General features: G+C 64.6%; 22 protein-coding genes. 15 read left to right on the top strand and 7 right to left on the bottom strand.

Annotated features, from left to right (window positions below; genetic code table 11):
• Positions 1-124 precede the first annotated feature (124 nt).
• Positions 125-1726 carry a peptide chain release factor 3 gene (locus P3T18_RS31990; protein ID WP_429303970.1) on the top strand — a complete coding sequence of 534 codons (1602 nt, stop codon included), beginning with the start codon at positions 125-127 and terminating at the stop codon, positions 1724-1726.
• Positions 1727-1805: 79 nt separating this feature from the next.
• Here P3T18_RS31990 and P3T18_RS31985 read toward each other — a convergent pair whose 3' ends face one another.
• Entirely contained in the window at positions 1806-2675 is an 870-nt protein-coding gene (locus tag P3T18_RS31985; RefSeq protein ID WP_429303969.1) for a LysR family transcriptional regulator, read from the bottom strand.
• A gap of 351 nt (positions 2676-3026) precedes the next feature.
• Here P3T18_RS31985 and P3T18_RS31980 point away from each other — a divergent pair, with 351 nt between their 5' ends.
• The gene (locus tag P3T18_RS31980; protein ID WP_429303968.1) at positions 3027-5465 is read left to right on the top strand and encodes a GNAT family N-acetyltransferase; all 2439 of its coding nucleotides are present in this window, start codon (positions 3027-3029) and stop codon (positions 5463-5465) included.
• 80 nt (positions 5466-5545) lie between these two features.
• On the opposite strand, the gene P3T18_RS31975 is transcribed toward P3T18_RS31980, so the two are convergent.
• Both P3T18_RS31975 and P3T18_RS31970 read right to left on the bottom strand, forming a co-directional pair.
• Positions 5546-6091, bottom strand: a complete 546-nt coding sequence (locus P3T18_RS31975) for a hypothetical protein (protein WP_429303967.1) — start codon at positions 6089-6091, stop codon at positions 5546-5548.
• Positions 6092-6193: 102 nt separating this feature from the next.
• Positions 6194-6982 (bottom strand): IclR family transcriptional regulator, encoded by a 789-nt coding sequence (locus P3T18_RS31970; RefSeq protein WP_429304017.1) that lies wholly within the window; start codon positions 6980-6982, stop codon positions 6194-6196.
• Between the two features lie 362 nt (positions 6983-7344).
• Between P3T18_RS31970 and P3T18_RS31965 the strand changes: the two genes are divergently transcribed.
• The 9 genes from P3T18_RS31965 to P3T18_RS31925 all read left to right on the top strand — a co-directional run bounded on the left by P3T18_RS31965 (position 7345) and on the right by P3T18_RS31925 (position 16427).
• Complete coding sequence (locus tag P3T18_RS31965; protein WP_429303966.1) at positions 7345-8394, top strand: sugar ABC transporter substrate-binding protein; 1050 nt, start codon at positions 7345-7347, stop codon at positions 8392-8394.
• 8 nt (positions 8395-8402) lie between these two features.
• Positions 8403-9923, top strand: coding sequence for a sugar ABC transporter ATP-binding protein (locus P3T18_RS31960; protein ID WP_429303965.1), 1521 nt, complete (start codon positions 8403-8405; stop codon positions 9921-9923).
• Entirely contained in the window at positions 9913-10962 is a 1050-nt protein-coding gene (locus P3T18_RS31955; RefSeq protein ID WP_429303964.1) for an ABC transporter permease, read from the top strand. Before P3T18_RS31960 ends, P3T18_RS31955 begins: the two co-directional genes overlap by 11 nt.
• A gap of 38 nt (positions 10963-11000) precedes the next feature.
• Positions 11001-11324 (top strand): UxaA family hydrolase, encoded by a 324-nt coding sequence (locus P3T18_RS31950; RefSeq protein WP_429303963.1) that lies wholly within the window; start codon positions 11001-11003, stop codon positions 11322-11324.
• A gap of 42 nt (positions 11325-11366) precedes the next feature.
• On the top strand, positions 11367-12680 hold the full coding sequence (locus P3T18_RS31945; protein WP_429303962.1) for a UxaA family hydrolase: 1314 nt from the start codon (positions 11367-11369) through the stop codon (positions 12678-12680).
• 132 nt (positions 12681-12812) lie between these two features.
• Positions 12813-13853: an aldo/keto reductase gene (locus P3T18_RS31940; RefSeq protein ID WP_429303961.1), complete on the top strand. Its 1041-nt coding sequence runs from the start codon at positions 12813-12815 to the stop codon at positions 13851-13853.
• Between the two features lie 7 nt (positions 13854-13860).
• Positions 13861-14691: an amidohydrolase family protein gene (locus tag P3T18_RS31935; protein WP_429303960.1), complete on the top strand. Its 831-nt coding sequence runs from the start codon at positions 13861-13863 to the stop codon at positions 14689-14691.
• A gap of 54 nt (positions 14692-14745) precedes the next feature.
• Complete coding sequence (locus tag P3T18_RS31930) at positions 14746-15489, top strand: SDR family oxidoreductase (RefSeq protein ID WP_429303959.1); 744 nt, start codon at positions 14746-14748, stop codon at positions 15487-15489.
• A gap of 89 nt (positions 15490-15578) precedes the next feature.
• Entirely contained in the window at positions 15579-16427 is an 849-nt protein-coding gene (locus P3T18_RS31925) for an ureidoglycolate lyase (RefSeq protein WP_429303958.1), read from the top strand.
• A gap of 99 nt (positions 16428-16526) precedes the next feature.
• Here the strand turns inward: P3T18_RS31925 and P3T18_RS31920 are convergent, their stop codons facing one another.
• Together P3T18_RS31920 and P3T18_RS31915 are read right to left on the bottom strand one after the other, a co-directional pair.
• The gene (locus P3T18_RS31920; RefSeq protein WP_429303957.1) at positions 16527-17879 is read right to left on the bottom strand and encodes a pyridoxal phosphate-dependent decarboxylase family protein; all 1353 of its coding nucleotides are present in this window, start codon (positions 17877-17879) and stop codon (positions 16527-16529) included.
• A gap of 90 nt (positions 17880-17969) precedes the next feature.
• Positions 17970-18404: a PaaI family thioesterase gene (locus P3T18_RS31915; protein WP_429303956.1), complete on the bottom strand. Its 435-nt coding sequence runs from the start codon at positions 18402-18404 to the stop codon at positions 17970-17972.
• A gap of 268 nt (positions 18405-18672) precedes the next feature.
• Here P3T18_RS31915 and P3T18_RS31910 point away from each other — a divergent pair, with 268 nt between their 5' ends.
• Positions 18673-20295, top strand: coding sequence for a methyl-accepting chemotaxis protein (locus P3T18_RS31910; protein ID WP_429303955.1), 1623 nt, complete (start codon positions 18673-18675; stop codon positions 20293-20295).
• Positions 20296-20407: 112 nt separating this feature from the next.
• On the opposite strand, the gene P3T18_RS31905 is transcribed toward P3T18_RS31910, so the two are convergent.
• Positions 20408-20611: a cold-shock protein gene (locus P3T18_RS31905; RefSeq protein ID WP_007178724.1), complete on the bottom strand. Its 204-nt coding sequence runs from the start codon at positions 20609-20611 to the stop codon at positions 20408-20410.
• A 231-nt stretch (positions 20612-20842) separates the two neighbouring features.
• Here P3T18_RS31905 and P3T18_RS31900 point away from each other — a divergent pair, with 231 nt between their 5' ends.
• The gene (locus P3T18_RS31900; protein ID WP_429303954.1) at positions 20843-21118 is read left to right on the top strand and encodes a hypothetical protein; all 276 of its coding nucleotides are present in this window, start codon (positions 20843-20845) and stop codon (positions 21116-21118) included.
• Positions 21119-21213: 95 nt separating this feature from the next.
• On the opposite strand, the gene P3T18_RS31895 is transcribed toward P3T18_RS31900, so the two are convergent.
• Positions 21214-22314, bottom strand: coding sequence for an AGE family epimerase/isomerase (locus P3T18_RS31895; RefSeq protein WP_429303953.1), 1101 nt, complete (start codon positions 22312-22314; stop codon positions 21214-21216).
• A gap of 139 nt (positions 22315-22453) precedes the next feature.
• Between P3T18_RS31895 and P3T18_RS31890 the strand changes: the two genes are divergently transcribed.
• Together P3T18_RS31890 and P3T18_RS31885 are read left to right on the top strand one after the other, a co-directional pair.
• Positions 22454-23140 carry an MgtC/SapB family protein gene (locus tag P3T18_RS31890; RefSeq protein WP_429303952.1) on the top strand — a complete coding sequence of 229 codons (687 nt, stop codon included), beginning with the start codon at positions 22454-22456 and terminating at the stop codon, positions 23138-23140.
• Between the two features lie 132 nt (positions 23141-23272).
• A complete protein-coding gene (locus tag P3T18_RS31885; RefSeq protein ID WP_429303951.1) occupies positions 23273-24634 on the top strand; it encodes a hypothetical protein in 1362 nt (453 codons plus the stop codon).
• Positions 24635-24736: the final 102 nt, after the last annotated feature.

Raw genomic sequence — 24736 nt, 5'->3', positions numbered from 1 at the left:
GTCGCCTTGCGACGCGGGCTTGCGCCCAACTCCCGCAGCCGACGCCGCCGCGCCCGACGTGGCAGATCAGCGGCCACAAGCCGCTGGGAACCGCCCGAACCCCTATCCGTGACCGCCAGACCCGATGTCAGTCTCCGAACTCAAACGCCGCCGCACGTTCGCGGTCATTTCTCACCCGGACGCGGGCAAGACCACGCTTACTGAAAAGCTGCTGCTGTTTTCGGGCGCGATTCAGATCGCCGGTACCGTCAAGGGCCGCAAGAGCAACCGCTACGCGACGTCCGACTGGATGGAGATCGAAAAGCAGCGCGGCATCTCGGTGGCCAGCTCGGTCATGCAGTTCGAGTACGGCGACGCCGTCATCAATCTGCTCGATACGCCGGGCCACGAAGACTTCTCCGAAGACACGTATCGCGTGCTCACCGCGGTCGATGCCGCCGTGATGGTGATCGACGGCGCGAACGGCGTGGAAGCGCAAACGCTCAAGCTGCTGGAAGTGTGCCGCAGCCGCAAAACGCCGATCGTCACGTTCATCAACAAGCTCGACCGCGAAGTGCGTGAGCCGCTCGAATTGCTCGACGAAATCGAGCAGCATCTCGGCGTGGCCGCGGTGCCGTTCACGTGGCCGATCGGCATGGGCAAAGATTTCCAGGGCGTCTACGACATCCAGCGCGATCAGGTGCGCCTGTTCCGCGCCGGCCAGGACAAGGCCGGCGGCGAAGTCGAAACCCTGCAAGGTCTTAGCAACGAAGAAGGCGAGCGCCGTTTCGGCCACGCCTGGATCAAGGCGAAAGAAGAGATCGACCTGATCACCGGTGCATCGCCCGATTTCGACCGCGAGCAGTTTCTTGCCGGGCAGCAATCGCCGGTGTTGTTCGGCTCGGCGATCAACAACTTCGGCGTGAAGGAAATTCTCGACGCGCTGGTCGATCTGGCGCCGCCGCCGTCGATGCGTATGACGGTGCAACGTCCGGTGTCGCCGGACGAGCCGAAATTCACCGGCGTCGTGTTCAAGGTGCAGGCGAACATGGATCTGGCGCACCGCGACCGCGTGGCGTTCATCCGCGTCTGTTCGGGGCATTTCGAGCGCGGCATGGCCGTGAAGGTCACGCGCACGAACAAGACGTTCCGCGCGAACAACGTGGTGACGTTCCTGTCGCAGCGTCGTGAGACGGTGAGCGAGGCGTATCCGGGCGACATCATCGGTATTCCGAATCACGGCACGCTGAGCCTGGGCGACACGCTCACCGAAGGCGAAATGCTGCAATTCGTCGGCTTGCCTTTCTTCGCGCCGGAAATTTTCCAGACGGTCGAAGTGGTCGATCCGATGCGCGCCAAGCAACTCGGCGAAGCGCTCAAGCAACTCGGCGAAGAAGGCGCGATTCAGGTGTTTCGTCCGGAAGTGGGCGGCCTGATGATTCTCGGCGCCGTCGGTCAACTGCAGTTCGAAGTGGTGTCGCACCGCCTGTCGACGGAATACAAGGTCGATGTGCGCATGGCGCCGGCGCGCTATCGCATGTCGCGTTGGGTGACGTGTGACGACGCCGCCGAACTGCGCCGTTTCACCGACTCCTACGCCGCGCGAATCGCACTCGATGCATCGGACGCGCCGACGTATCTCGCCTCGCACGTGTCGGAAATCGAAGTGGCGCAAAAAGCGTGGCCGAAGATCGTGTTCAATGAATTGCGCGAACACTCGGGCGCGCCGTTCAAGAAGTCGATGTAATCCGCTGCTGAATGCAAAAAAAGCCCCGTAAAAACGGGGCTTTTTTTATGGCCTATCAATTCGCACGGCGCAGCTCGGCTCACATCATCTTCAAGACCTCTTCCCGCATCCAGCCTGCGAATGCCTGCACATGTTCGAGCGCCGCGTGGTGTTGCGCGATGTCGAGCCAATAGCCATACGGCCCGCTGACTTCGACCTCGGAAAACTGCGCGAGGCTGCCGTCGGCGAGTTCCTCGACGATCATGTTGCGATCCACCACGGCCAGACCCGCGCCCTTGCGCGCCGCGCGAATCGCCTGTTCCAGCGTGGAAAATTCGATGCCGTTTTCGGCGTAGCGCAACGGCAGCTTTGCCGTGGCCAGCCAGTTCGGCCAAAGATCGAGCCGCGCGTCGTTGTGCAGGACGTGCAACGCGGGCATATGTTCGAGCACCATGTCGAGCGGTTCGCTGAGCAGACGCGGCGCGCCGACCAGCACGTGACGCTCCATCAGCAACAGTTCGGAATGCGCGCCGTTCAAGGCGCCGCGGCCGAAGCGGATGTTGCAGTGACAGTCTTCGGTGAGCGACGTGCGCACCGACAGTTCGACATCGGGCAGTTCCTCGGCCAGCGCGCCGAGTCGTGGCGAGAACCATTGTGTTGCGAACGTGGGCGGCAGCGCGACCACGAGACGCCGGCGGCCTTTGGCGGCGGTGATCTGACGGAAGCCGCGCTCGATGGTGTCGAACGCGTCGGAGAGACAGGGCAGGAATTGCAGGCCGGCGGGCGTCAGCCGGATACCTTTGTGATCGCGCTCGAACAGTTTGGCGCCTAGCGACTCTTCGAGCAGCTTGATTTGACGGCTGACTGCGCCTTGCGTGACGCACAGCGCGATGGCCGCGCGGTTGAAGCTCATGTGCCGGGCTGTTTCTTCGAAGAAGCGCAACGCGATCAGCGATGGCAAGCGCCGCATAAATCACCTTCTGTCTCTTTGTTTCATCCGGTGTGAACCGGCTGTGTTGCGCGTCTGTTTGCGCAATCCATGTTCATGCCGCGCGTTGTCTCCGACGCGCCATGCCACGCCTCGCTCAGCCCTTGCGTGCCGGGGCGAAAGCGCAGTTCGGCATCTGTAGGATTGTCGCATTTCGGCTAACGTTTTTGCTTGAGTACGCTAAAAAAATTCTGCCTTGCGCTGGTCTCTGTCGGGCTGCCTGTCGCTGCGTTTCGCGGACGCTTTCAGAAGCGCCGCACAAGCCCGCGACTTCGCCTATCCTGACGATGACGCGCGCTTCCAATGCGCGCATTCCCACTGTGCGGAGCGCCCGTGACCGTTCGCAATCTCGATGCCCTGTTCCGACCAAAATCCGTCGCCGTGATCGGGGCATCCGAGCGTCCCGGCAGCACCGGCGCGATGGTGTGGGCGCGGGTGCTCGAAGGCGGCTTCGGCGGTCCCGTCTGGCCGGTCAATCCGAAGTACGAGACGCTCGGCAGTCATGCGGTGACGGGCGACGTCGGCGACCTGCCCGAGGCGCCCAGCGTCGCGGTGATCTGCACGGCGCCGCAGACGTGGCCGGGCATCGTCCACAAGCTCGGCGGACTGGGCACGCGCGCGGCAATCATCGTGGGCGAAGTGCGTAGCGACGAAGACCGTCTGCATCTGCGACACGCGCTGTCGGCGGCGCGGCCGCATCTTCTGCGCATTCTTGGTCCAGGCAGTCTCGGCGTGGTGTCGCCCGCGTTACGCGCGCATTTCGGCGCGCCGTCGTGCACGGTCAAGGCGGGCGGCGTGGCGTGGGTATCGCAGTCGAACGCGCTGACGAATGCCGTGCTCGGCTGGGCGCATGCGCGCGGCCTCGGCTTCTCGCACGCAGTCGCGCTGGGCGGCGAGGCGGACGTCGACGCCGGCGACGTGCTCGACTATCTGGCGAGCGATCCCGGCACACGCGCCATCCTGCTCGAACTGGATACCGTGCGCGCGGCCCGCAAGTTCATGTCGGCGGCGCGGGCGGCGGCGCGCAACAAGCCGGTGCTGGCCCTGCGCTCGGGCCGCGCCGATCCCGCCGACGCGCTCTATACGGCGGCGTTCCGCCGCGCGGGCATGGTCCGCGTCGATGCGCTCGACGACCTGCTCGACGAAATCGAAACGCTCGGCGTCGGCCGCGTGGCCGCCGGCGCAACCGCCACCCTGATCACCAGTGACAGCGGACTCGCCACTCTTGCCTGCGACGCCTTCGCCGCCGCCGGTGACACGCTCGCGCCATGGCCCACGGCAGCCGACGCGGCGCTCGGCGAAGCGCTGCCGCACGCGAAGGCAGGCAATCCGCTCCGACTCGGCGACGACGCCCGTCCCGAGCATTTCGGCACCGCGCTGAAACTGCTCGCCGAACATCGCAGCAGCGGAACGGCATTCGTGGTCCACGCGTCGACGCATGGCGCGCCGGTCGGCGACGTCGCGCGGGCGTTGATCGAGAATCAGCATTACGCGTATCGCGGACTGCTGGCGTGCTTCTTCGGCGGCGTCGATGCCGCGACGCGCGACGCGCTGCACGCGCAAGGCATACCGGTCCACACCACGCCGCAGCGTCTTGCGCGCGCGTTCGCGCGTCTGGTCGATTACCGGATGGGCCGCGAACTGCTGATGCAGACGCCGGAAGGTTTGCCCGCGCAGATCCCGCAGGAAATCGACGCGGCTCAGGCGCAGGCGCGCGCCGCCATCGACGCCGGCAAGCACGAGTTGACTGGCGAAGCGGCCGCGCAGTTTCTGGAGCGTTTCGGCCTGAAGGTCGAGGCGCCGGCGTCGTCGGAAATCAGCGTCTCGACGCCGCCGGGCGACTGCGCCGAACAGGCGGCCGCGCAGCAGGCGCGCAAACCCGTGGTGGACCTCGCCGTCGAGTTACATGACGACGACAACTTCGGCCCGGTTTTCTGCTTCACGGCGCCCTCGGCGGACGGTGTCACCGAGCCGTTGCGCGTCTTCGGCCTGCCGCCGCTCAATCCGATTCTGGCGCGCGACATCGTCACGCGTTCGCGCTACGCGCGCCTGATCTCGCCCGAGCCCGCGCTGGCGGCATTGACCGCGTTGTCGCAAGCCGTTTGCGACGTAAAGGAAATCGTGGGGCTTCGATTGACGCTGCGCGTGTACAGCGAGCACGTCGTCGTGGTCGATCCCAGCCTGAGCGTAGCGCTGACGCGCAGCCGGCTCGCGATCGTGCCGTATCCGCGCCGCTTCGAGGAAACGCTCGACTGGCAGGGTTTGCGCGTAACGATCCGGCCGATCCGTCCCGAAGACGAAGCCGCGCACCACGACTTCGTCGAAGCCATGACGCCGGAAGATTTGCGGCTGCGTTTTTTCGGCGCGGTGGGCAGCTTCGATCATTCGCAACTCGCGCGCATGACGCAGATCGACTACGACCGCGAGATGGCGCTGATCGCGACAGTCACGAGCGAAGAGGGTTTTACGCGCACGCTGGGCGTGGTGCGTGCCGTTGCCGATCCCGACAACGAAACAGCCGAATTCGCCGCGGCGGTCCGCTCGGATCAGAAAGGCCGCCGTCTCGGACAACTGCTGATGGACCGCATCATCAAATACGCGCGGGCGCGCGGCATCCATTGGCTGGTCGGCGAAGCGTTGCGGGAAAATGCGCCGATGATCGCGCTCGCGCGATCGTGCGGCTTCACCATCACCTCGACGGAAGACCCCGGCGTGGTCGGGTTCAGGATGGCGTTGGACGAAGCGACGGAAAGCGCGGCGTCAGGAAGGTGAGGCGACTGCTGCCGGCGCGTGAAGGCAGCCGCGGCAGCAATCGAAGGCGACGCGCGAGGCGAAGGTCGCCTCGCGGTCAATCAGGCCGGCAGTTTGGCCGCGGCTTCGTCGACCTGTGCGCGCGTCACGGCCAGTTCTTCCAGCAGCGTTTCGGCATAGACCGCGCCGGTTTCGCGTTCGAGCCGGGCGATAGTCGTGGCGCAACGGTTCGCGTCCTTCAAGGTCGCGATGAACGACTTCACCGATTCGCCCGCCTTGAAGGCGTCGAACAGCGGAATGCGGATGTCGTCGGGTAGCGGGCGCGTGGTCCACTGATACGGCTTGCCGTTGAACGTGAATTGCGGCGGCAGCACGCGTTCCTTCTTCGCGGCCGGAATCAGGCCGAAGGTGCGCGCCGCGTCGCCGATCTGCTCGGCGGAAAACAGCTCGTCCGGGCTGATGTCGAATTGCTGGATGAAGGTTTCGATGCTCTTCATTGCCGCCGCGCGATCGTCGCGGCGCTTTTGCGCATGCGCGACGATGTCGCGCAGTTCGTCGGCTTCCTCAGGCGTGATCGTGAAGCTCGACTGCTTCTGCTGGAGTTCGGAAAAACGCTGGAATTCGGAATCGGTCAGAAGTTTCGCCATTGCTTGTCGATAGGCGCGCACGAGCGGGCTCATGCGGCGTGATTTTTGGAAGGGCCGCCATTCTAAACCATCTGAAGATGCGGCCGATTTCGCCGCGCGCGGTCAGTCGATCGCGTCGCGGAACATCGAAAGCGCCTGCACGGTTTCGCGCAGCAGCGCCGTGGCGGCCTCCAGCGTCGGCGCGACGTATTCGTCGATGCGCCGCAAGTACGGGCTCGTGAGCGCCGCAATCGCCTGACCCGACGGTCCCAGGATCGGAAACGTGACGTCGGTCACGCCGAATGTCTGCTGGCTGTCTTTCTGCGAAAAACCCGCCGCGCGAATTTTTTCGCATGCCTGTTCCAGCGCGTCGCGGTCGATGGTCACTTCACCCTTCACCTTGGTGTGCTCGGCGAGCATGTGTTCGCGCTGCTCGTTGCTCTGAAACGCGAGCATGACGCGGCCCGAGCCGGTGTCGACAAGGCCGACGCGCGAACCGAGCCGCACCGACATGCCCCACGTGCCGGGGCCGTCCACCTGCGCGATCACCAGCAGATTGCCGCGGTCGTACACGACAAGGTGACACGATTGTTCGGCAGCATCGGCAAAACGCTGCATGAGCGGCAGCGCTTCGGAGATCAGACGGTTCATCGGCGGATGACGATGCGCCAGCGCATACAGCTTCAGACTCAGCGAGTAGCGGTCGCCGGCGGCCGAGCGCACCACGTACTGCCGTGCGACCAGCCGCTCCAGCATCCGGTACATCTCGCTCGCGTTGCGCCCCAGCAGCTTGGTGATTTCGGCGCGCGTGAGTCCTTCCTTCTGCTCGGCGAGCAGTTCGAGGATATCGAGACCCTTGTCCAGCGCGGGCGCGCGGTAGCGGTCGGCGTCGTCTTTGTCGTCTGCGTCCATCGTGAGCAAGGTTCCGTGTGCTGTTCTCATTATCTGGCGCGTGAGTGTAAGTGCGGGGCGAATCTGGTGCGATGCGGGCCTGTCCAGGGAAAACACGGACGATTGGTGCAGTGCACTTATCTTGACTTCGAAAAGTCCGTATATGAATAATACGTTCATTGGTGAATGAACGCACACCAATACTCAATAAGAAAGCGCAGGACGAAAGTGCCGGACTTGAAAGCCGGTTCACGCAGTTCCCACAACGCACTACCTTGCATGGAGCCGGAGCGGCCGCCAGGCACGAGATCAGGTGACGCGCCGACACGCGGACCCAGGTCGAGAGCCTGAAGACACACTCCGGACCGACACAGGAGACAAGCATGTCGTTCGCTAAAAGGCCGCACACGGCCCGCCGCTGGTTCCGCAGTTCCCTGACTGCCGCAGCCGCGGCAGCGTGCGTCGCCGCGCTTGGCGCAAGCAGCGCCGCACAGGCCGCCGACACCGGCAAGATCGGTCTCGATCTGCCGCTACTCACCTCGCCGTTCTGGCAGTCGTACAACAACTATCTGCCCAAGTACGCGAAGGACATGGGCATCGATATTCTCGCGCCGGTCAACTCGAACGGCGATCCGGTCCAGCAGATCACGGACATGAACAACCTGCTCAATCTCGGCGCCAAGGGCATCGTGGTCGGGCCGCTGGATTCGGCGGCGATCAGCCGCGCGCTCGATGCCGCCGCCGCGAAGAACGTGCCGGTCGTCGCTGTCGACGTTGCGCCGACTCAGGGCAAGGTCGCGATGGTGGTGCGTGCCGACAATCGCGCTTACGGCGAGAAAGCGTGCAAATACATCGGCGATCACGTGAAGTCGGGCAAGGTCGTGCAGATCATGGGCGATCTGGCGTCGGTGAACGGACGTGACCGTTCGGAAGCATTCCGCTCCTGCATGAAGGGCTATCCGGGCATTTCCGTGCTGGAGATTCCGGCTGCGTGGAAGGGCGACGTGGCCGCGACCGCGCTCGACAGTCTGCTCACCGCCAATCCCGACGTGAAGGGCATCTACATGCAGGCCGGCGGCGTTTATCTTTCGCCGACACTGCAAACGCTGCGTCGTAAACAGATGCTGTTTCCGGCCGGCGACGCCAAGCACGTAGTGATCGTGAGCAACGACGGAATTCCGCAGGAGTTCGAAGCAATCCGCCGTGGCGACATCGACGCAACCGTCTCCCAGCCAGCGGATTCGTACGCGAAATACGGCCTGTTCTACATCAAGGCCGCGCTGGCCGGACAAACCTTCAAGACCGGCCCGACCGATCACGGCAGCAACATCATTCAGCTGGCACCGGGCATTCTCGAAGACCAGTTGCCCGCGCCGCTCGTGACCAAGTCGAATGTCGACGATAAAGCCTTGTGGGGCAATACCGTTAAATGAGCAGTCAAATGAGCGAGCCGACGCCCTCGGTGCCGGTGGTCGAAGCGTTCGAAGTCACGAAACGCTTCGGCTCCACGGCGGCGCTGAAAGACGTGAGCATCCGCGTGATGCCCGGCGAGTCGCATGCACTCGTCGGGCGCAATGGCGCGGGTAAATCGACGCTGGTGTCGATACTCACGGGCCTGCGCAAGCCCGACACCGGCGAGGTGCGTTTCAGCGGCGCGGCTGCGCCGTCGATCGCGGACCGCGACGCGTGGCGCGAACGCGTGGCTTGCGTCTATCAGCATTCGACGATCATCCGCGATCTGTCCGTCGCGGAGAATCTGTTCATCAACCGGCAGCCGTCACGCGGCGGCATGATCGACTGGCAAGCCATGCGCCGCGATGCGCGCGCGTTGCTCGACCACTGGAAGATCGACGTGCGCGAAGACGCGCGCGCGGGCGATCTGACGGTGGAGGCGCGCCAGCTCGTCGAGATTGCGCGGGCGTTGTCGTACGGCGCGCGTTTCATCATTCTGGACGAGCCGACCGCGCAACTCGACGGCGACGAAATCAAGCGGCTGTTTCGCCGCATCAGCGAATTGCAACGCGAAGGCGTGACCTTCCTGTTCATCTCGCACCATCTGCAGGAAGTCTACGAAATCTGCCAGGCCGTGACGGTGCTGCGCGACGCACGGCACATTGTCAGTGCGCCGGTTTCCGCACTGCCGCGCGAGCAGTTGATCGAAGCGATGACCGGCGAACGCGGTGGCCTCGCCGTCGCCGACGCCGCCGCGCGCGACGCCTTGCCCGACGGCACGGCGGTGGCGCTCGAAGTCAGCGAACTCGCGGGCTCCGACTACGAAGGCGTGTCGTTCACCGTCAAGCGTGGCGAAGTGGTCGGCCTGACCGGCGCGACCAGCAGCGGACGCACCAGCGTGGCCGAAGCAATCGCCGGTTTGCGCGCGGCGAAGCGCGGCACGATCCGTGTCGACGGCGCGACGCTGCCGCCCGGCGACGTGCCCGCCGCGCTCGCGCACGGAGTTGGCTGCGTGCCGAAAGACCGCCACCACGAAGGTCTCGTGCTGACGCAGTCAGTGGCGGAAAACGCGTCGATGACGATCGCGCGTCTGCTCGGCAAATTCGGCATCGCGCCGCCCGCGAAGAAAAACGCCTTCGGTCAGAAGATGATCGACGCGCTCGGCATCGTCGCGCAGGGTCCCGAACACGTCGTATCGGGACTGTCCGGCGGCAATCAGCAGAAAGTGGTGATGGCGCGCGCGCTCGCCACCGACCCGAACGTGCTCGTGCTGATCGATCCCACGGCCGGGGTCGACGTGAAATCGAAAGAGGCTTTGCTGTCCGTCGTGGACCGTGTGCGCGAGGACGGCAAGGCCGTGCTCGTCGTCTCCGGCGAACTCGACGATCTGCGCACCTGTGACCGCGTGCTGGTCATGTTCCGTGGCCGAGTCGCGGCCGAATTTCCCGCCGGTTGGCAGGACCACGATCTGATCGCATCCGTTGAAGGAGTCAGTCTCCATGAAGAATAGTGTGCCCAGCCCTGCATTCGGCACTGCGCAGGCGCAGCCGCAGCAGACCATTCCGGCCACGCGCGGCAAACGCGCGCGCTCCGAACTGGCCCGGCTGCGTGAACTCGCCTTGCTGCCCGCGCTCGCGTTGCTGATCGTGATCGGCGCGTTCGTGAGCCCGAGCTTTCTCACGCGGGCGAATCTGATCAGCGTGCTCGGCGCGTCCGCGGCCTTGGCGCTCGTGGTGCTCGCGGAATCGCTGATCGTGCTGACCGGCAAGTTCGATCTTTCGCTCGAATCGACCGTCGGCATCGCGCCGGCAGTGGGTGCAATGCTGGTGATGCCGGCGGCGTCCGCGGGATTCGGCATGCAATGGCCGGCGGCTGCGGGCCTGCTCGCCATCGTCGTGGTGGGCGCGGTGATCGGCTTCATCAACGGCTTTCTGGTGGTGCGTTTGCGGCTGAATGCCTTCATCGTGACGCTGGCCATGCTGATCGTGCTACGCGGCATGCTGGTGGGCGCCACCAAGGGCGGCACGCTGTTCGACATGCCGCCGTCGTTCTTCATGCTCGCCACGACGATCGTGCTCGGCTTGCCCTTGTCGGTCTGGCTCGCGGCGGTGGCGTTCGCGATCGCCGCCTTCGTGCTGCGTTATCACCGGCTCGGCCGCGCGTTGTATGCGATCGGCGGCAATCCCGAGGCGGCGCGCGCGGCCGGTATTCGCGTCGAACGCATCACGTGGGGCGTATTCGTGCTCGGCAGCGTGCTGGCTTCGGTGGGCGGATTGATCGTGACCGGCTATGTTGGCGCGATCAACGCCAATCAGGGCAACGGCATGATTTTCACCGTGTTCGCGGCGGCGGTGATCGGCGGCATTTCGCTCGACGGCGGCAAGGGCACCATGCTCGGCGCGCTTTCCGGCGTGCTGCTGCTCGGCGTCGTGCAGAACCTGCTGACGCTCGCCCAGGTGCCGTCGTTCTGGATTCAGGCGATCTACGGCGCCATCATCCTCGGCTCGCTGATGGTCGCGCGGCTGGCAAGCGGCGAAGGACAGAACTGATGCCCACGCACGACGAAAGACCTACTTCGAGCCGCCCCATGGATAGCGCCACACCGACCGACGCCCGCCTGATTCTGCTGAGTCCCGCCGACAACTGCCTGATCGCAGCGGCGCGTCTCGAAGCGGGCACTCAGGTACAGATAGAAGGCGAGCGCGTCACGCTCGCCAGGACCATCGAACTCGGTCACAAGGTCGCGCGCCGCGAACTCGCGAAAGACGACAAGGTGCTGCGTTATGGCGCCGTGATCGGCCACGTGACCGGGCCGGTGGCGCGCGGTGAGCATCTGCACACGCACAACCTCGAAAGCGACTACTTGCCGACCTACACGCACGACGCGGGCCACGAGTTCGTCCACCACTGAACTGGGCATAACGACGCGGCCTCGCGCCGCGCTGGAACGATCATGACTGACACTTCCGTAGCATCCGCGCCATCGACTCCGCCCGCATTGCAAGGCTATTTGCGCAGCGACGGCCGCAAGGGCATCCGCAACGTGGTCGCGGTCGCGTATCTGGTCGAGTGCGCGCATCACGTCGCGCGCGAGATCGTGACGCAGTTTCGCGAACCGCTCGACGCGTTCGACGATCCCACCGCCGAGCGTGAACCGCCCGTTCATCTGATCGGCTTTCCGGGCTGCTATCCGAACGGTTACGCGGAAAAAATGCTCGAGCGCCTGACTACGCATCCGAACGTCGGCGCGGTGCTGTTCGTTTCGCTCGGCTGCGAAAGCATGAACAAGCACTATCTCGTCGATGTGGTGCGCGCGAGCGGCCGTCCCGTCGAAGTGCTGACCATTCAGGAGAAGGGCGGCACGCGCAGCACGATTCAATACGGCGTGGACTGGATTCGCGGCGCGCGCCGGCAACTGGCGGCGCAGCGCAAGGTGCCGATGGCGCTGAGCGAACTGGTGGTCGGCACGATCTGCGGCGGCTCGGACGGCACGAGCGGCATCACCGCAAATCCGGCGGTCGGGCGCGCGTTCGACCATCTGATCGAGGCCGGCTCGACCTGCATCTTCGAGGAAACCGGCGAACTGGTGGGCTGTGAATTTCACATGAAGACGCGCGCTGCGCGCCCGGAACTCGGCGACGAAATCGTCGCTTGCGTGGCAAAGGCCGCGCGCTATTACTCGATTCTCGGTCACGGCAGTTTCGCGGTCGGCAACGCGGACGGCGGCCTCACCACGCAGGAAGAAAAGTCGCTGGGCGCGTATGCGAAGAGCGGTGCGTCGCCGATCGTCGGCATCGTCAAACCGGGCGATGTTCCGCCGACGGGCGGCCTCTATCTGCTCGACGTCGTGCCGGACGGCGAGCCGCGCTTCGGCTTTCCCAACATCAGCGACAACGCGGAGATCGGCGAACTGATCGCATGCGGCGCGCACGTGATTCTCTTCACGACCGGGCGCGGCTCGGTGGTCGGCTCGGCAATCTCGCCGGTCATCAAGGTGTGCGCGAATCCCGCCACGTACCGCAACCTGTCCGGCGACATGGACGTGGACGCCGGCCGCATTCTCGAAGGCCGCGGCACGCTCGACGAAGTCGGCCGCGAAGTGTTCGACCGGACGGTCGAGGTGTCGCTCGGCGCGGCGTCGAAGTCGGAGATGCTGGGGCATCAGGAATTCATCCTGACGTACAAGACCTTCGAGCCGGTCGGGCCGGCGTGTCTGCCCTCGGGCGCCGCGCCGTTGCAGCGCATGGTGGCGATCGAATCGCATTGAAGTGCCGGACGCGCGTCGGCGGAAGACTTGCCGGATAGTGGGCAGACATCGGGGCAAACATCGTCGTCGCGTGTTAAAACACGGTAAAACAGCAGCGACCGGCATCACGCCGGTCGACAGGAGACGCGCTTCATGATGGCAACGATCGGTTCGAAGATCGGACAGCGGCGCGGCGTCGGCCGCAGCGCATTGCAACTCACCGGATTGAGCCTCGGCACCGCGCCGCTCGGCGGTCTTTATCGCGATCTGTCCGACGAGGAAGCGCACGCCACGATCGCCGCCGCGTGGGACGCTGGCGTGCGTTACTTCGATACGGCGCCGCATTACGGCAACACCAAGGCCGAACATCGTCTGGGCGACGCATTGCGCCGCTATCCGCGCGAAGACTACGTACTCTCCACCAAGGTGGGCCGCCGCTTCGTGCCGCGCACCACGCCGTACGATCCGCGCGACGGCTGGCAAAATCCGCTGCCGTTCGAAGCGATCTACGACTACACCCACGACGGCATTCTCCGTTCGTTCGAAGACAGCCAGCAGCGCCTCGGTATCGTCGACATCGACATTCTGCTGGTGCACGACATCGGCCGCGTCACGCATGGCGACAAACATCTGCACTACTGGCGGCAATTGACGGAAGGCGGCGGTTTTCGCGCGCTCGATACGCTGCGTTCGAAGGGCGCCGTGAAGGCCGTGGGCCTCGGCGTCAACGAAGGCGCGGCTATTCTCGATGCGATGGCCGAGTTCGATATCGATTGCGCGTTGCTTGCAGGCCGTTATACGCTGCTCGAACAGACCACACTCGACGATCTGCTTCCAGCATGTGAAAAGCGCGGCGTCAGCATCCTGTTGGGCGGCGCGTTCAACTCCGGCATTCTGGCGCGCGGCGTCGAAGGCGATCTGAAATTCAATTACGGCGACGCGCCGCGTGAAGTGATCGAGCGCGTCGCGCGGCTGGAAGCAGTATGCCGCGCGCATGGCGTGCCGCTTGCTGCGGCCGCCTTGCAGTTTCCGTATGCGCATCCGGCGGTCGCCACCGTGCTGACCGGCGCGCGCAGTGCCGACGAATTGCGCGAGAACGTGGCGTCGTTCGAGCAGCCGATTCCCGCGACGTTGTGGTCCGCGTTACGCGACGAAGGCTTGCTCGACTCGCGCGCCCCCGCGCCAGAGGATTGACCCGACGATGCATATCGACGCCCACCAGCACTACTGGGACCCCGCTCGCGGCGACTACGAGTGGCTCACGCCGGAACTGAAGCTGTTGTACCGGCCGTTCGGTCCGGCGGATCTGAAACCGTTGCGTGAAACGGCGGGCGTCGAACGAACCGTGGTGGTGCAGGCCGCGCCGACCATCGACGAAACGCGCTATCTGCTGGACCTGGCGCGCAACGAGGCGTCGATCGCGGGTGTGGTCGGCTGGGTGCCGTTGCTGTTGCCTACCGCGCCGGCCGTGATCGGCGCGCTGGCGCACGAGCCGAAGTTCAAGGGCGTGCGTCCGATGTTGCAGGATTTGCCCGACGACACGTGGATCGCCAATCCGGATCTGGCGCCCGCCGTCGATGCGCTGATCGCTCACGATCTCGCGTTCGACGCACTGATCTACGCGCGTCACGTGGAGCCGTTCGAGACGTTCGCGGCGCGCTTTCCCGCGCTGCGCATCGTGGTGGATCACGGCGCCAAGCCGCCGATCCGCTACGGCCGCGCGGGCTGGCAGACGTGGGCCGACGCGATCACGCGGCTGGCGAAGTTGCCGCAGGTGCATTGCAAGCTCTCGGGGCTCGTGACCGAAGCGTCGCCCGGCTGGACCGAAGAGACCTTGCAGCCGTATGTCGATCATCTGCTGGCGTCGTTCGGTCCTGCGCGGCTGATGTGGGGCAGCGACTGGCCCGTACTCGATCTGAACGGCGACTATCTGCTCTGGCATTCGGTGTCGAACACCTTGCTCGCGTCCTTGACCGACGCCGAGCGCGAAGCGGTTTTCGGCGGCAATGCCGCTGCGTTTTACCGGCTTTGAACTGAAGCTGTCGAGTTGCGAAGAGAAAACAGGTCCATTCAACTGGAGTCGTAGATGACACAAAGACTGGCTGGCAAGACGGCCTTGATTACCGCGGCAGGACAGGGCATCGGCCTTGCCACCGCGGAGCTGTTCGCGCGCGAAGGCGCGCGCGTGATCGCCACGGATATCCGTATCGACGGACTCGCCGGCAAGCCGGTCGAGGCGCGCAAGCTCGACGTGCTCGACGGCGCGGCAATCGCGGCGCTGGCCGCCGAGCTGGGCGCGATCGACGTGCTGTTCAACTGCGCGGGCTTCGTGCACGCCGGTAATATTCTCGAATGCAGCGAAGCAGACTGGGACTTCGCCTTCGACCTGAACGCGAAAGCCATGTACCGCATGATTCGCGCTTTCCTGCCCGCCATGCTGGAGAACGGCGGCGGCTCGATCATCAATATGTCGTCGGCTGCGTCGAGCGTGAAGGGTGTGCCGAACCGCTTCGCCTACAGCGCGTCGAAGGCCGCGGTGATCGGCTTGACCAAGTCCGTTGCTGCCGACTTCATCACGCGTGGTGTACGCTGTAACGCGATCTGCCCGGGCACAGTGTCGTCACCGTCGCTCGAACAGCGGATCGTCGACCAGGCTGCGGCGCAGGGCGCATCGCTCGAAGCCGTGCAGGCGGCGTTCGTCGCGCGTCAGCCGATGGGCCGCATCGGCAAGCCGGAAGAAATCGCGGCGCTCGCGCTGTATCTGGCGTCCGACGAATCGTCGTTCACGACCGGGCATGCGCACGTGATCGACGGCGGCTGGTCGAACTGACGAGTTGCACTGAGTCACACCACAGCATCACGCTGGCATCAACGCCGAATCTCGAACCGAACACATTGAACGTAGAGGGAAGTGCAAAGATGAAACTGCTTCGTTATGGACCGAAAGGCCAGGAAAAGCCGGGTTTGCTCGACGCGCAAGGCAAGCTGCGCGATCTGTCGGGCGTGGTGGCCGATATCGACGGCGCCGCGCTGAGCGACGAGAGCCTCGCGAAACTGCGCGCGGTCGATCCGGCTTCGTTGCCGGTGGTCGACGGTAATCCGCGCATCGGACCGTGCGTCGGCAAGATCGGCAAGTTCATCTGTATCGGCTTGAACTACGCGGACCACGCGGCGGAATCGAATCTGCCGGTGCCGGCCGAGCCGGTCATTTTCAACAAGTGGACGAGCGCGATCAGCGGCCCGAACGACGACGTGGAAATTCCGCGCGGCTCGAAAAAGACCGACTGGGAAGTCGAACTCGGCGTCGTGATCGGCAAGCCCGCGAAATACGTCGACGAAGCCAACGCGCTCGATTACGTCGCCGGCTATTGTGTGATCAACGACGTGTCGGAGCGTGAATGGCAGATCGAACGTGGCGGCACGTGGGACAAGGGCAAGGGCTTCGACACCTTCGGTCCGATCGGTCCGTGGGTCGTCACGCGCGATGAAGTCGCCGATCCGCAGAACCTGAGCCTGTGGCTCGAAGTGGACGGCCATCGCTATCAGAACGGCAGCACGAAGACCATGGTGTTCGGCGTCGCGAAACTGGTGTCGTACGTGTCGCAGTGCATGAGCCTGCAACCGGGCGACGTGATTTCGACCGGCACGCCGCCGGGTGTCGGCATGGGCGTGAAGCCGAATCCGGTGTACCTGAAGCCGGGTCAGACGATTCGCCTCGGCATCGAAGGTCTCGGCGAACAGACGCAAAAAACTTACGCGGCGGAATAAGTCGCGCTGTCTGCGGCAGACTTGTAGCCGCGAAAAACAAAGCCGTTCCTCGCTTCACGCGGGAACGGCTTTTTTACGTCCGCAGCCGGAGGCTTCGCCTCAGGGCCGATGTTGGGCCATCAGACGCGTCAGCAATGCCACCAGCTGATCGACGTGCTGATCTTCCGTGCGCCACGACGACACGCTGATGCGAAACGCAGGCCGGCCTTGCCACACTGTTCCGCCAAACCAGGTTTCGCCGGATGCTTGTGCCGCTTCGCGAATCGCCACCGTTTGCGCGTCGGTGGTGGCGCGTACCAGTACCTGATTCAACACCACGCGGTTCAGCACATCGAAGCCCGCCGCGCGCAAACCGTCCGCGATTCGCGTGGCCTGTTCGCAATGCCGGTCCACCATCGTCTTCACGCCTTCGCGGCCCAGCGAGCGCAACGCGGCCCAGATGGGAATGCCACGCGGACGACGCGAGAACTCGAGATTCAGGTTCTTCTGCGAATCGTGCGCGCCGCTCAGATACACCGCGTCGCTATTCATGGCCGCCGACAGCGCCTGCGCGTCGCGGCAGATCGCCATCGCGCCGTCGTAGGGCGTGTTGAGCCACTTGTGGCCGTCGGTGGTCCAGCTGTCGGCGCCGTCGATGCCTTCGGTCAGCGCGCGTCGGGAAGACGCCCGCGCCCACAGGCCGAATGCGCCGTCCACGTGAACCCACGCGCCCGCCGCCCTGGCCTTCGCGATCAGTTCGGCAAACGGATCGAACTCGCCGGCGTTCACTTCGCCCGCTTGCAGACAGAGGATGGTCGAGTCGTCGAGCGACGGCAGCCTGGCGGGATCGACGCGGCCATGTTCGTCGACCGGCGCGAAAATCACGTGCTTCATGCCGAAGCCGAGCACGCGCAGCGCTTTTTTCACGGTGATGTGCGCGGTTTCGGAAATCACCACGCGCACGCCCGGCGCGCCGAACAGGCCGTCGTTGTCGAAGTCCCAGCCCTGACGGTCGAGCAGCGCACGTCGCGCGGCGGCGATGCACACCATCGTGCAGGCCGTCGCGCTGGTGCCGAAGCCGATGGCGGACTCGCGCGGCAGATCGAGCACGTCGAGCACCCAGCGCGTCGCGATTTTTTCGACCGTGGCGGCGACCGGCGAATTGTCGAATGTCGACGCGCACTGATCCCACGCGCCCATCAGACGCTCGGCCGCGGCGGCCGCCGGCAACACCGCGCCGATCACGAAGCCGTAGTAGCGCGGGCCGTTCGAGGCCACCGTGCCGGGCGAGCCGCTTTCATCCAGCAGACGCAGCGTGTCTTCGGCGGCATGGCCGTGTTGCGGCAAGGGTTCGTCGAAATCGGCGAGGCGCGCGAGCGCGGCGGCCTCCGGAAAGACGCGGCGTGTGGCCACGCCGGCGAGATAGGCGTGGGCGCGCCGGTCGGCGTCGGCGGCGAGAGCGAGTTCGTCCATGGAGGTCCTGGCGGCGAAGTGACTGAGCACGCCAGCTTACAGCCTGAGCCCGGTTACTGCCGGGCTTCCCCCCACCGGTGACGGGTCTTCTCAGCCCGCGGGTTCGTGCTCGCCGCTTTCGCCGATACGATTGATCGTGCCCTGCGCCACCGCGACGAGTTTCTCGCGATCGCCGTCCATCACGTAGACGTTGCACTGGCAGGTCGCCTGATGCCGGCCCGCGTACACGACCTTCGCGCGCGCGATCAGCGTGCCGTTCACGACCGGCCTCAGATAGTTGATCTTGTATTCGCCCGTCACGACCTTCGGGCCCAGCGAGAGCGCGCCGGCAAATGTCAGCGCGTTGTCGGCGAGATAACTGATCACGCCGCCGTGCACGAAGCCGTGCTGCTGCCGCAGTTCGTCGCGGATCGGCAGGCAGAGCGTCAATTCGCTGGTGCCGGTATGCATCAACTCGGCGCCTAACAGCATGCTGAACGGCTGGGCGTGCAGTGCGCCGCGCGCCCGGTCGAGAAGATCGGTCATCGTGATTCCTTCGGGCGTGGCCCGCGTGGTCTCTGCACTGGCGTGCGTCGTGCAGTCCCTACCCACTCTAGGAAGCGCTGACGCACCGCGTCAAGGTCAATCGGACGAACGCGCAAGAGATTGTTGCGCAATTTAATTGGAATCTCGAAGTTGGCCGATGAAAAGGGGCTGTAAGACGATCTTTGGCGTAGTTGACCCTCAAGGAGCGTGACGGCTTGCCGTTAACCCTGACGTAGCTCCCGTCATTCTTTGCCTTCAGGTGTTCACGATGTTCAGCAAGATCAAGGTCGCTTCCGGCCTGTTGTGTGTTCTGGTCGCGTTTTGCGTTTTCCAGCTCGTCACCGTGGGATTGGGCTTCTGGTCGCTCACCCGCACGCATGACGACGTGGGTGATCTGTCGAATATTGCGTTGAAGCAGGTCGATGCCGTGAACGAGACGACCCAGCATCTGATGGACGCGCGGATCAACCTCTCGCGCGCCGGTACGCGCATGGTGCGCGGCGGCGCGGAGCCGACCGACATCGTCCAGCACGCCCGCGAACAGCTCACGGCGGCCGACCAGTCGTTTGCCGCGTTCATGAGCGCCCCCAAGACCAGCGACGACAACAGCGCCCGCGCCACGGCACTTGCCGCGCGCTACAAGACCCTGCACGATGCGCTCACGGAGTTGGCGCAGTTTCTCGACTCCAACAACATCCAGGCGTTTCTGGACCAGCCTACGCAGGGTTTCCAGGACGCTTACCTCGGCGAGTCGCGCAACTTCGTGCAATTCGGCGACGCCGCGAGCCGCGCGTCCATCGATTCGATCGACGCCCGCATGACGATGTTCCGCTCCGTCAGCCTCGTGATTCTGGTCGTACTGGTGGCGGGCACGCTGGCGGTCTACGCCGCGCTGCGCCGTGGCGTCGTCGCGCCGCTGGAAGAAGCCGGGCGCCACTTCGACCGCATTGCGCAGGGCCGTCTCGATCAGCCGATCGCCTCGCGTGGCACCAACGAAATCGGTCGACTGTTCTCGGGCCTCGCGAAGATGCAGGCGAGCGTCGCCCGTACGGTGCAAACCGTGCGCGAATCCGCCGACTCGATCCACCTCGGCGCGGATGAAATCGCCACCGGCAACGCGGATCTGTCGGCGCGTACGGAGAATCAGGCCGCTTCGCTCGAAGAAACCGCGTCGAGCATGGAGGAACTGACCGCCACCGTGCGTCAGAACGCCGAGCACGCCCGCGAGGCCAACGCGCTCGCCGAGACGGCGCTGGACGCCACCTCGCGCGGCAGCGAAGTGGTCAACGAGGTGGTTCACAAGATGCGCGGCATTGCGCAAAGCTCCGACAAGATCGCCGAAATCATTTCGGTGATCGACGGCATCGCTTTCCAGACCAACATTCTCGCGCTGAACGCCGCCGTGGAAGCGGCGCGCGCCGGCGAGCAGGGCCGCGGTTTCGCGGTGGTGGCCGGCGAGGTGCGCGGGCTGGCGCAGCGCAGCGCGCAGTCGGCGAAGGAAATCAAGACGTTGATCAGCGAGTCGGTGGCCGAGATTCAAGGCGGTTCGGCGCTGGTCGAGCATGCGGGCGAGGCCATGAGCAACGTTTCCGCGTCGATTTCGCGTGTCACGCAGATGATGGCCGAGATCAGCGCGTCATCGCTCGAACAGAGCACGGGCATCGAGCAGGTCAATCAGGCCGTCGTGCAGATGGACGAGATGACGCAGCAGAACGCGGCATTGGTCGAGGAAGCGGCGGCGGCGGCGTCTTCGCTGCATCAACAGACTCAGCAACTGAAGGCGGCGGTTTCGGTCTTCGAAATTTCGGAATCTGTGTTGCGGACGCAACATTTCGACGAGCCGCGCGGTCGTGAAGCCGAGTTTGCGATCTCGGAGATGCGCGCAATTTGAACGTGATCGCGCTCAAAAAGAGTGCGTCGGTAAACAGAAAATGGCCCGCCGAAGCGGGCCATTTTGCATCAGACGCGAGCGCCTGATGTTGCCTGAGCGGACCTAAGAAAACTTAGGCCGGCTGGATGTTCGCAGCTTGCTTGCCCTTCGGGCCTTGCTTGACTTCGAACGTCACTTTCTGGTTTTCCTGCAGGGACTTGAAGCCGCTGCCTTGAACTTCCGAAAAGTGCGCGAACAGGTCTTCGCCGCCGTCGTCCGGCGTGATGAAGCCAAAGCCCTTTGCATCGTTAAACCACTTCACAGTACCTGTTGCCATTTTTGATCCAGTAAATGTTGTGTGTTGCATTCGCGACCGCTATTTCTCAACACGAGATCGAGCGCGAAGTACGAGTTGTATCACGTCTTTATGATGGACGCCAATCAACAAGTATTCGGGTATTCCCGCTCCCCGGCTGTTTTGAGGCCCTTTTGGGGGTCGCCGAAGCGTTTTGGCGGGTTGCGCCGACTGGTAGGGTAAACTGGTTGTATTACGCTTCCAGGAAAAACATTGACACATTATCAGCAGGAAGAACTCACCTCGTTCTGGAGCCGTTTGACCCCTTATCTCGCGATATTGGAGTCTAAATCACCTCAGGAAGGCACCTTGGACCCGGTCGGCCGCATCACCGTCGACACGGAAAATCACCAGGCTTTCGCCCTTCACGTCACCGATCAGACACCCCACGGTGAAGCGCCGGAAACCCCTACGGGCCACAGCGCAACTTACACACGATTTAAATCCGCCGACGCCGACTGGGGACCCTGGCAACGCGAGGAATATTGATCGGCCGCACGGTCGGTTAATGCGTTGAGCATTTAATTTCGTGCCGACGCGAAAATCCGTTGGAGCGCGCACGAACTTCGTGCTCAGCGCGATGCTCAGCGCGGCAAGGCGTCGAATGCCGTCAGCAGATGGTACGGCGTGGTGGACGGCATCTCGCCGCGCGCCACCTCGCCGGACGGCGTCTTGCACTCGAACCAGCCTTGCGGACGCAGGAAACGCTGCTCGAAAAGCGCAATCTGGTCCGGCAGTCTGGCGAGGGTCGCGGCGTCGTCGTGACTCGCGAGGGCGCGCAGATACTCCGTTTGCGCCCAGATGCGCTGGGTGGCGTCCTTGGTTGCGCCATTTTCGTCGAGCGACGCGCATACGCCGCCTGTGACCGCGTCCACGCCATGTTGCTGCGCAAAGCGGAACGCGCGGTCCAGCGCTTCGGCGAGCCCCGAACTGTCGAACAAGGCGCCGCCTTGCCTAACCAGCCAGAACCATTCGAACTGATGTCCCGGTTCGAGGCGATTGTCATCGGCGCCGATCGGCAATTCGGCAATGCAGCCCGTCGGCGTGTGCACGAAGTTGCGTGCGATCGCGTTTGCCAGGCGGCTCAAGGCGGCGTCGAAGGCGTTGTCGCGCGTGGCTTCACGCGCCGCGAGCCACGCTTCGGTCAGATGCATCAGCGGATTCTGGATCGGCGTGGCGGTCACGGCGCTGAAGTCTGCGCCGAGGGCGGCGTTGAACAGATCGTCGTCGGCCGCGAAGCGCGACTGGATCAGCGCCGAGGTGCCGTGCACGATGTCCAGCGCATTGCGATTGCCGAAGCGGCCGCCGTAGACGGCGCACGCGAACACGACGAAGGCGTGGGTGTACAGGTCTTTGGTGGTGTCGAGCGGTGCGCCCGCGGCGTCCACGCTATAGAACCATCCGTCGTTGCGCGTGTCCCGAAAGGTGTGCATCAATGAATCGAACAGTACGCGCGCGTGGGCTTCGTCGCCGGTCTGCGAGAACACGAACAATTGCCGCGCGCAGGCCATGGCGCGATAGCGCTCAACCGGCAGCGGCTGCGCGTTCGCGGCGTTCATGGCTTCGTAGGGCAGGTTCAGTTCGGGATTGAAACCCGGTCCACGCCATAGCGGCAGCACCACGCGAGTGAAGTGCTCGCGCAAGGCGTTGGCAAGAGGAATCGACGAAGCGGCGGATGGGTTCATGCTCTGCGGAATTCAATGAGTCGGACGCGGCGGAAGCCTCACGTCAATGTGCGGGCAAGCATAAAGCAAACGGCAGCGGCTGGCATCCGAACGCCGGTGGCGAATTCACTTCCAAAAATTTCAGCCTGGAGGAAAAGCAATGTTGGGAAACCTCGAACTCATCGCTCGACTCGTGCTGGCCGCCGCGCTCGGCAGCGTCATCGGATTCGAGCGCGAACGGCTTTCGTGGGCCGCGGGGTTGCGCACGCACATGCTGGTTTGCGTGGGCTCGGCGCTCATCATGATCGTGTCGGCATATGGATTTGCCGAAGTGTTGAACAGCGAACACGTCGTGCTGGACCCGTCGCGGATGGCCGCGCAGGTGGTCTCGGGTATCGGCTTTCTCGGCGCCGGTTCGATTCTGCTGCGCGGCGAGATCGTGCGCGGCCTGACCACGGCGGCGAGTCTCTGGTCGGTCGCGGCAATCGGACTCGCGGTGGGCGGCGGGCTGTACACGGCGTCGATCGCGGCGACCATCATCATTCTGATTATCCTTGCCGGCATCAAGCCGCTCGAACGCCGTTTCATCACCGTCAAACAACGGCGCCAGCTGACGATGATCGTCGAGCGCGGCACCATGACGTTCCATTCGCTGCACGAAGAACTCGGCGCGGCCAGCCCGCGCGTGAAGCAGTTCGTGATGCAGCAGAGCGACGACGCGCCGGAGTGCGACGAAGTCATGATCACGCTGCATCGCGTGTCGAATATCGAATATCAGGCGATCTGCTCGCGTCTGCGTGACCTGCCCGGCGTCAAGCAGTTCCGGCAGGACGACGCGAGTTCCTGAAAAGCGGAAAACGTCGGTGAATGGCTTCGGCCGGGGCGCGCGGCCATGCGACAATGCGGTCTCAAAAAATTTCAACGGCATTGACGAGCGGAGTTCGGCGCCCGCTTTCCGGCGACGACCGCTTTTTCCCCTATGGCAGATTCCGCAGCATCCACACAGTCCCGGCCTTCGCATGCCGCTTCGAAGAAGCGTCGCCAGGCGACTGTCTCGACCGAAACTGAAAACAAGCTGGCGCGCGCCGCGCGCTCGGCTCAACGCCTCGCGCAACTAAGCGACCTTTCGCGCGACGACAGCACGCTCGACCTGTTCCCCGACGATCCCACACGCGCCACGCTCGAAGCCATGAACATCGACGTGCGGCAAGGCACGCTGCACGGTTTCGAGTTGCCGGACGTGGTGCTCGCCGCCGTCGGTGCCATCGACGCCGACGGCGCGCCCATCGACGCGAAGGCCGCGCGCCGCGCGCCGCGCGTGGCGAAGTCCGACGCACCCGTGCCGGTCAACGCGCTGTTGAGCGGCCTGGAAATCGAACCCGAAACCGAATCGGCGACCGGTTCGCCGTCGGACAAGCCGGGTTCGCAGGAATCGTCGCAAGCGCCGGATGCACCGCGCGGCGACAAGACGATAGATTCGACGCCCGAACCCGGCACGCCACTTACGCCGGCGATGGCCGCGGCGACCGTCGCGCGCAGCGTGACGGCGCTGCGTCAGGCGGCCGAGCCCGGTGCCACGTCGACGCCGGCAGGCGTAGCAGGCGCGGCCGGCGCGAAAGCACAGACGCCGCGTTTCGCGACGACCTTCGCCAAGGCTGCGGCCGTGGCGGCCGAGGCGACGACAACTCCGGCATCGGCAGCGAGCGCGGTGTCCGCCGGGCAGGACGCGACGCCAGCATCCGGCGCGCAAAACGACGCGATGGCGGCGGTGACCACGTCCGCGAACCAGGCCGACGCCGTGCCCGCCGCTATCACCGCCGACGGAAACACGCCCGCGACGTCGCCGTCGCTCAAGGAAACGCGCCGCGCCGAAGCCGCGGTGCTTCGCACGACGCCTGAACTCGATCGCGCTCGCGCAACCGCATTCGCCGACACCGTCGACGCCTTGTATGGCGTGATCGCCGACCAGCGCCACGCCGCCACCGATCATTCGCGCCGCATGAAGTGGATGCTGTCGATCGTGGTGGGCGCGTTGCTGGTGACGGTTGCCATCGGCATCACGCAAACCATGCTGTTGATGCGTCTGACGCGCGAAACCACGGCGCAGCAACACCGAATCGAGCAGATGATGCAGAACCAGCAGGCCGCCATGGCCAGTCTGATCGACACGCACATTGCCATGGCGAACGCCGCAGCAAGCGGCTCGACGAATAGCGCCACGAGCCCGACTGCGCCCGCGACGTCGACGCCTGCGGAACCGCAAGCCCTCGCGCCGACGCATCCGAAGCGACTCGTGCGCGCGCCGCATGCGCATAAGCCCAAAGCGGCTATTACCCACTGATCGTCACTGACCGCCGCGCCGGTGTGCAAGCCGGCCGCGGCGCTGCCTGCCACTCGCGCAGTCTTCCATTCCTCGTCACGTTCTTCGGATAGATGCCGTAAG

It is taken from the genome of Paraburkholderia sp. GAS199 (assembly GCF_050436585.1).
Taxonomy (GTDB): Bacteria; Pseudomonadota; Gammaproteobacteria; order Burkholderiales; family Burkholderiaceae; genus Paraburkholderia.
This window is presented reverse-complemented; position numbering and strand designations above follow the sequence as displayed.

What these genes read in the sequence shown, in the direction of transcription:
- P3T18_RS31965 (WP_429303966.1), top strand. Translation starts at nt 7,345, where the DNA reads ATGTCGTTCGCTAAAAGGCCGCACACGGCCCGCCGCTGGTTCCGCAGT.
- P3T18_RS31935 (WP_429303960.1), top strand. Translation starts at nt 13,861, where the DNA reads ATGCATATCGACGCCCACCAGCACTACTGGGACCCCGCTCGCGGCGAC.
- P3T18_RS31925 (WP_429303958.1), top strand. Translation starts at nt 15,579, where the DNA reads ATGAAACTGCTTCGTTATGGACCGAAAGGCCAGGAAAAGCCGGGTTTG.
- P3T18_RS31985 (WP_429303969.1), bottom strand. Translation starts at nt 2,675, where the DNA reads ATGCGGCGCTTGCCATCGCTGATCGCGTTGCGCTTCTTCGAAGAAACA.
- P3T18_RS31940 (WP_429303961.1), top strand. Translation starts at nt 12,813, where the DNA reads ATGATGGCAACGATCGGTTCGAAGATCGGACAGCGGCGCGGCGTCGGC.
- P3T18_RS31910 (WP_429303955.1), top strand. Translation starts at nt 18,673, where the DNA reads ATGTTCAGCAAGATCAAGGTCGCTTCCGGCCTGTTGTGTGTTCTGGTC.
- P3T18_RS31915 (WP_429303956.1), bottom strand. Translation starts at nt 18,404, where the DNA reads ATGACCGATCTTCTCGACCGGGCGCGCGGCGCACTGCACGCCCAGCCG.
- P3T18_RS31950 (WP_429303963.1), top strand. Translation starts at nt 11,001, where the DNA reads ATGGATAGCGCCACACCGACCGACGCCCGCCTGATTCTGCTGAGTCCC.
- P3T18_RS31945 (WP_429303962.1), top strand. Translation starts at nt 11,367, where the DNA reads ATGACTGACACTTCCGTAGCATCCGCGCCATCGACTCCGCCCGCATTG.
- P3T18_RS31895 (WP_429303953.1), bottom strand. Translation starts at nt 22,314, where the DNA reads ATGAACCCATCCGCCGCTTCGTCGATTCCTCTTGCCAACGCCTTGCGC.
- P3T18_RS31930 (WP_429303959.1), top strand. Translation starts at nt 14,746, where the DNA reads ATGACACAAAGACTGGCTGGCAAGACGGCCTTGATTACCGCGGCAGGA.
- P3T18_RS31975 (WP_429303967.1), bottom strand. Translation starts at nt 6,091, where the DNA reads ATGGCGAAACTTCTGACCGATTCCGAATTCCAGCGTTTTTCCGAACTC.
- P3T18_RS31990 (WP_429303970.1), top strand. Translation starts at nt 125, where the DNA reads ATGTCAGTCTCCGAACTCAAACGCCGCCGCACGTTCGCGGTCATTTCT.
- P3T18_RS31920 (WP_429303957.1), bottom strand. Translation starts at nt 17,879, where the DNA reads ATGGACGAACTCGCTCTCGCCGCCGACGCCGACCGGCGCGCCCACGCC.
- P3T18_RS31970 (WP_429304017.1), bottom strand. Translation starts at nt 6,982, where the DNA reads ATGGACGCAGACGACAAAGACGACGCCGACCGCTACCGCGCGCCCGCG.
- P3T18_RS31955 (WP_429303964.1), top strand. Translation starts at nt 9,913, where the DNA reads ATGAAGAATAGTGTGCCCAGCCCTGCATTCGGCACTGCGCAGGCGCAG.
- P3T18_RS31890 (WP_429303952.1), top strand. Translation starts at nt 22,454, where the DNA reads ATGTTGGGAAACCTCGAACTCATCGCTCGACTCGTGCTGGCCGCCGCG.
- P3T18_RS31905 (WP_007178724.1), bottom strand. Translation starts at nt 20,611, where the DNA reads ATGGCAACAGGTACTGTGAAGTGGTTTAACGATGCAAAGGGCTTTGGC.
- P3T18_RS31885 (WP_429303951.1), top strand. Translation starts at nt 23,273, where the DNA reads ATGGCAGATTCCGCAGCATCCACACAGTCCCGGCCTTCGCATGCCGCT.
- P3T18_RS31960 (WP_429303965.1), top strand. Translation starts at nt 8,403, where the DNA reads ATGAGCGAGCCGACGCCCTCGGTGCCGGTGGTCGAAGCGTTCGAAGTC.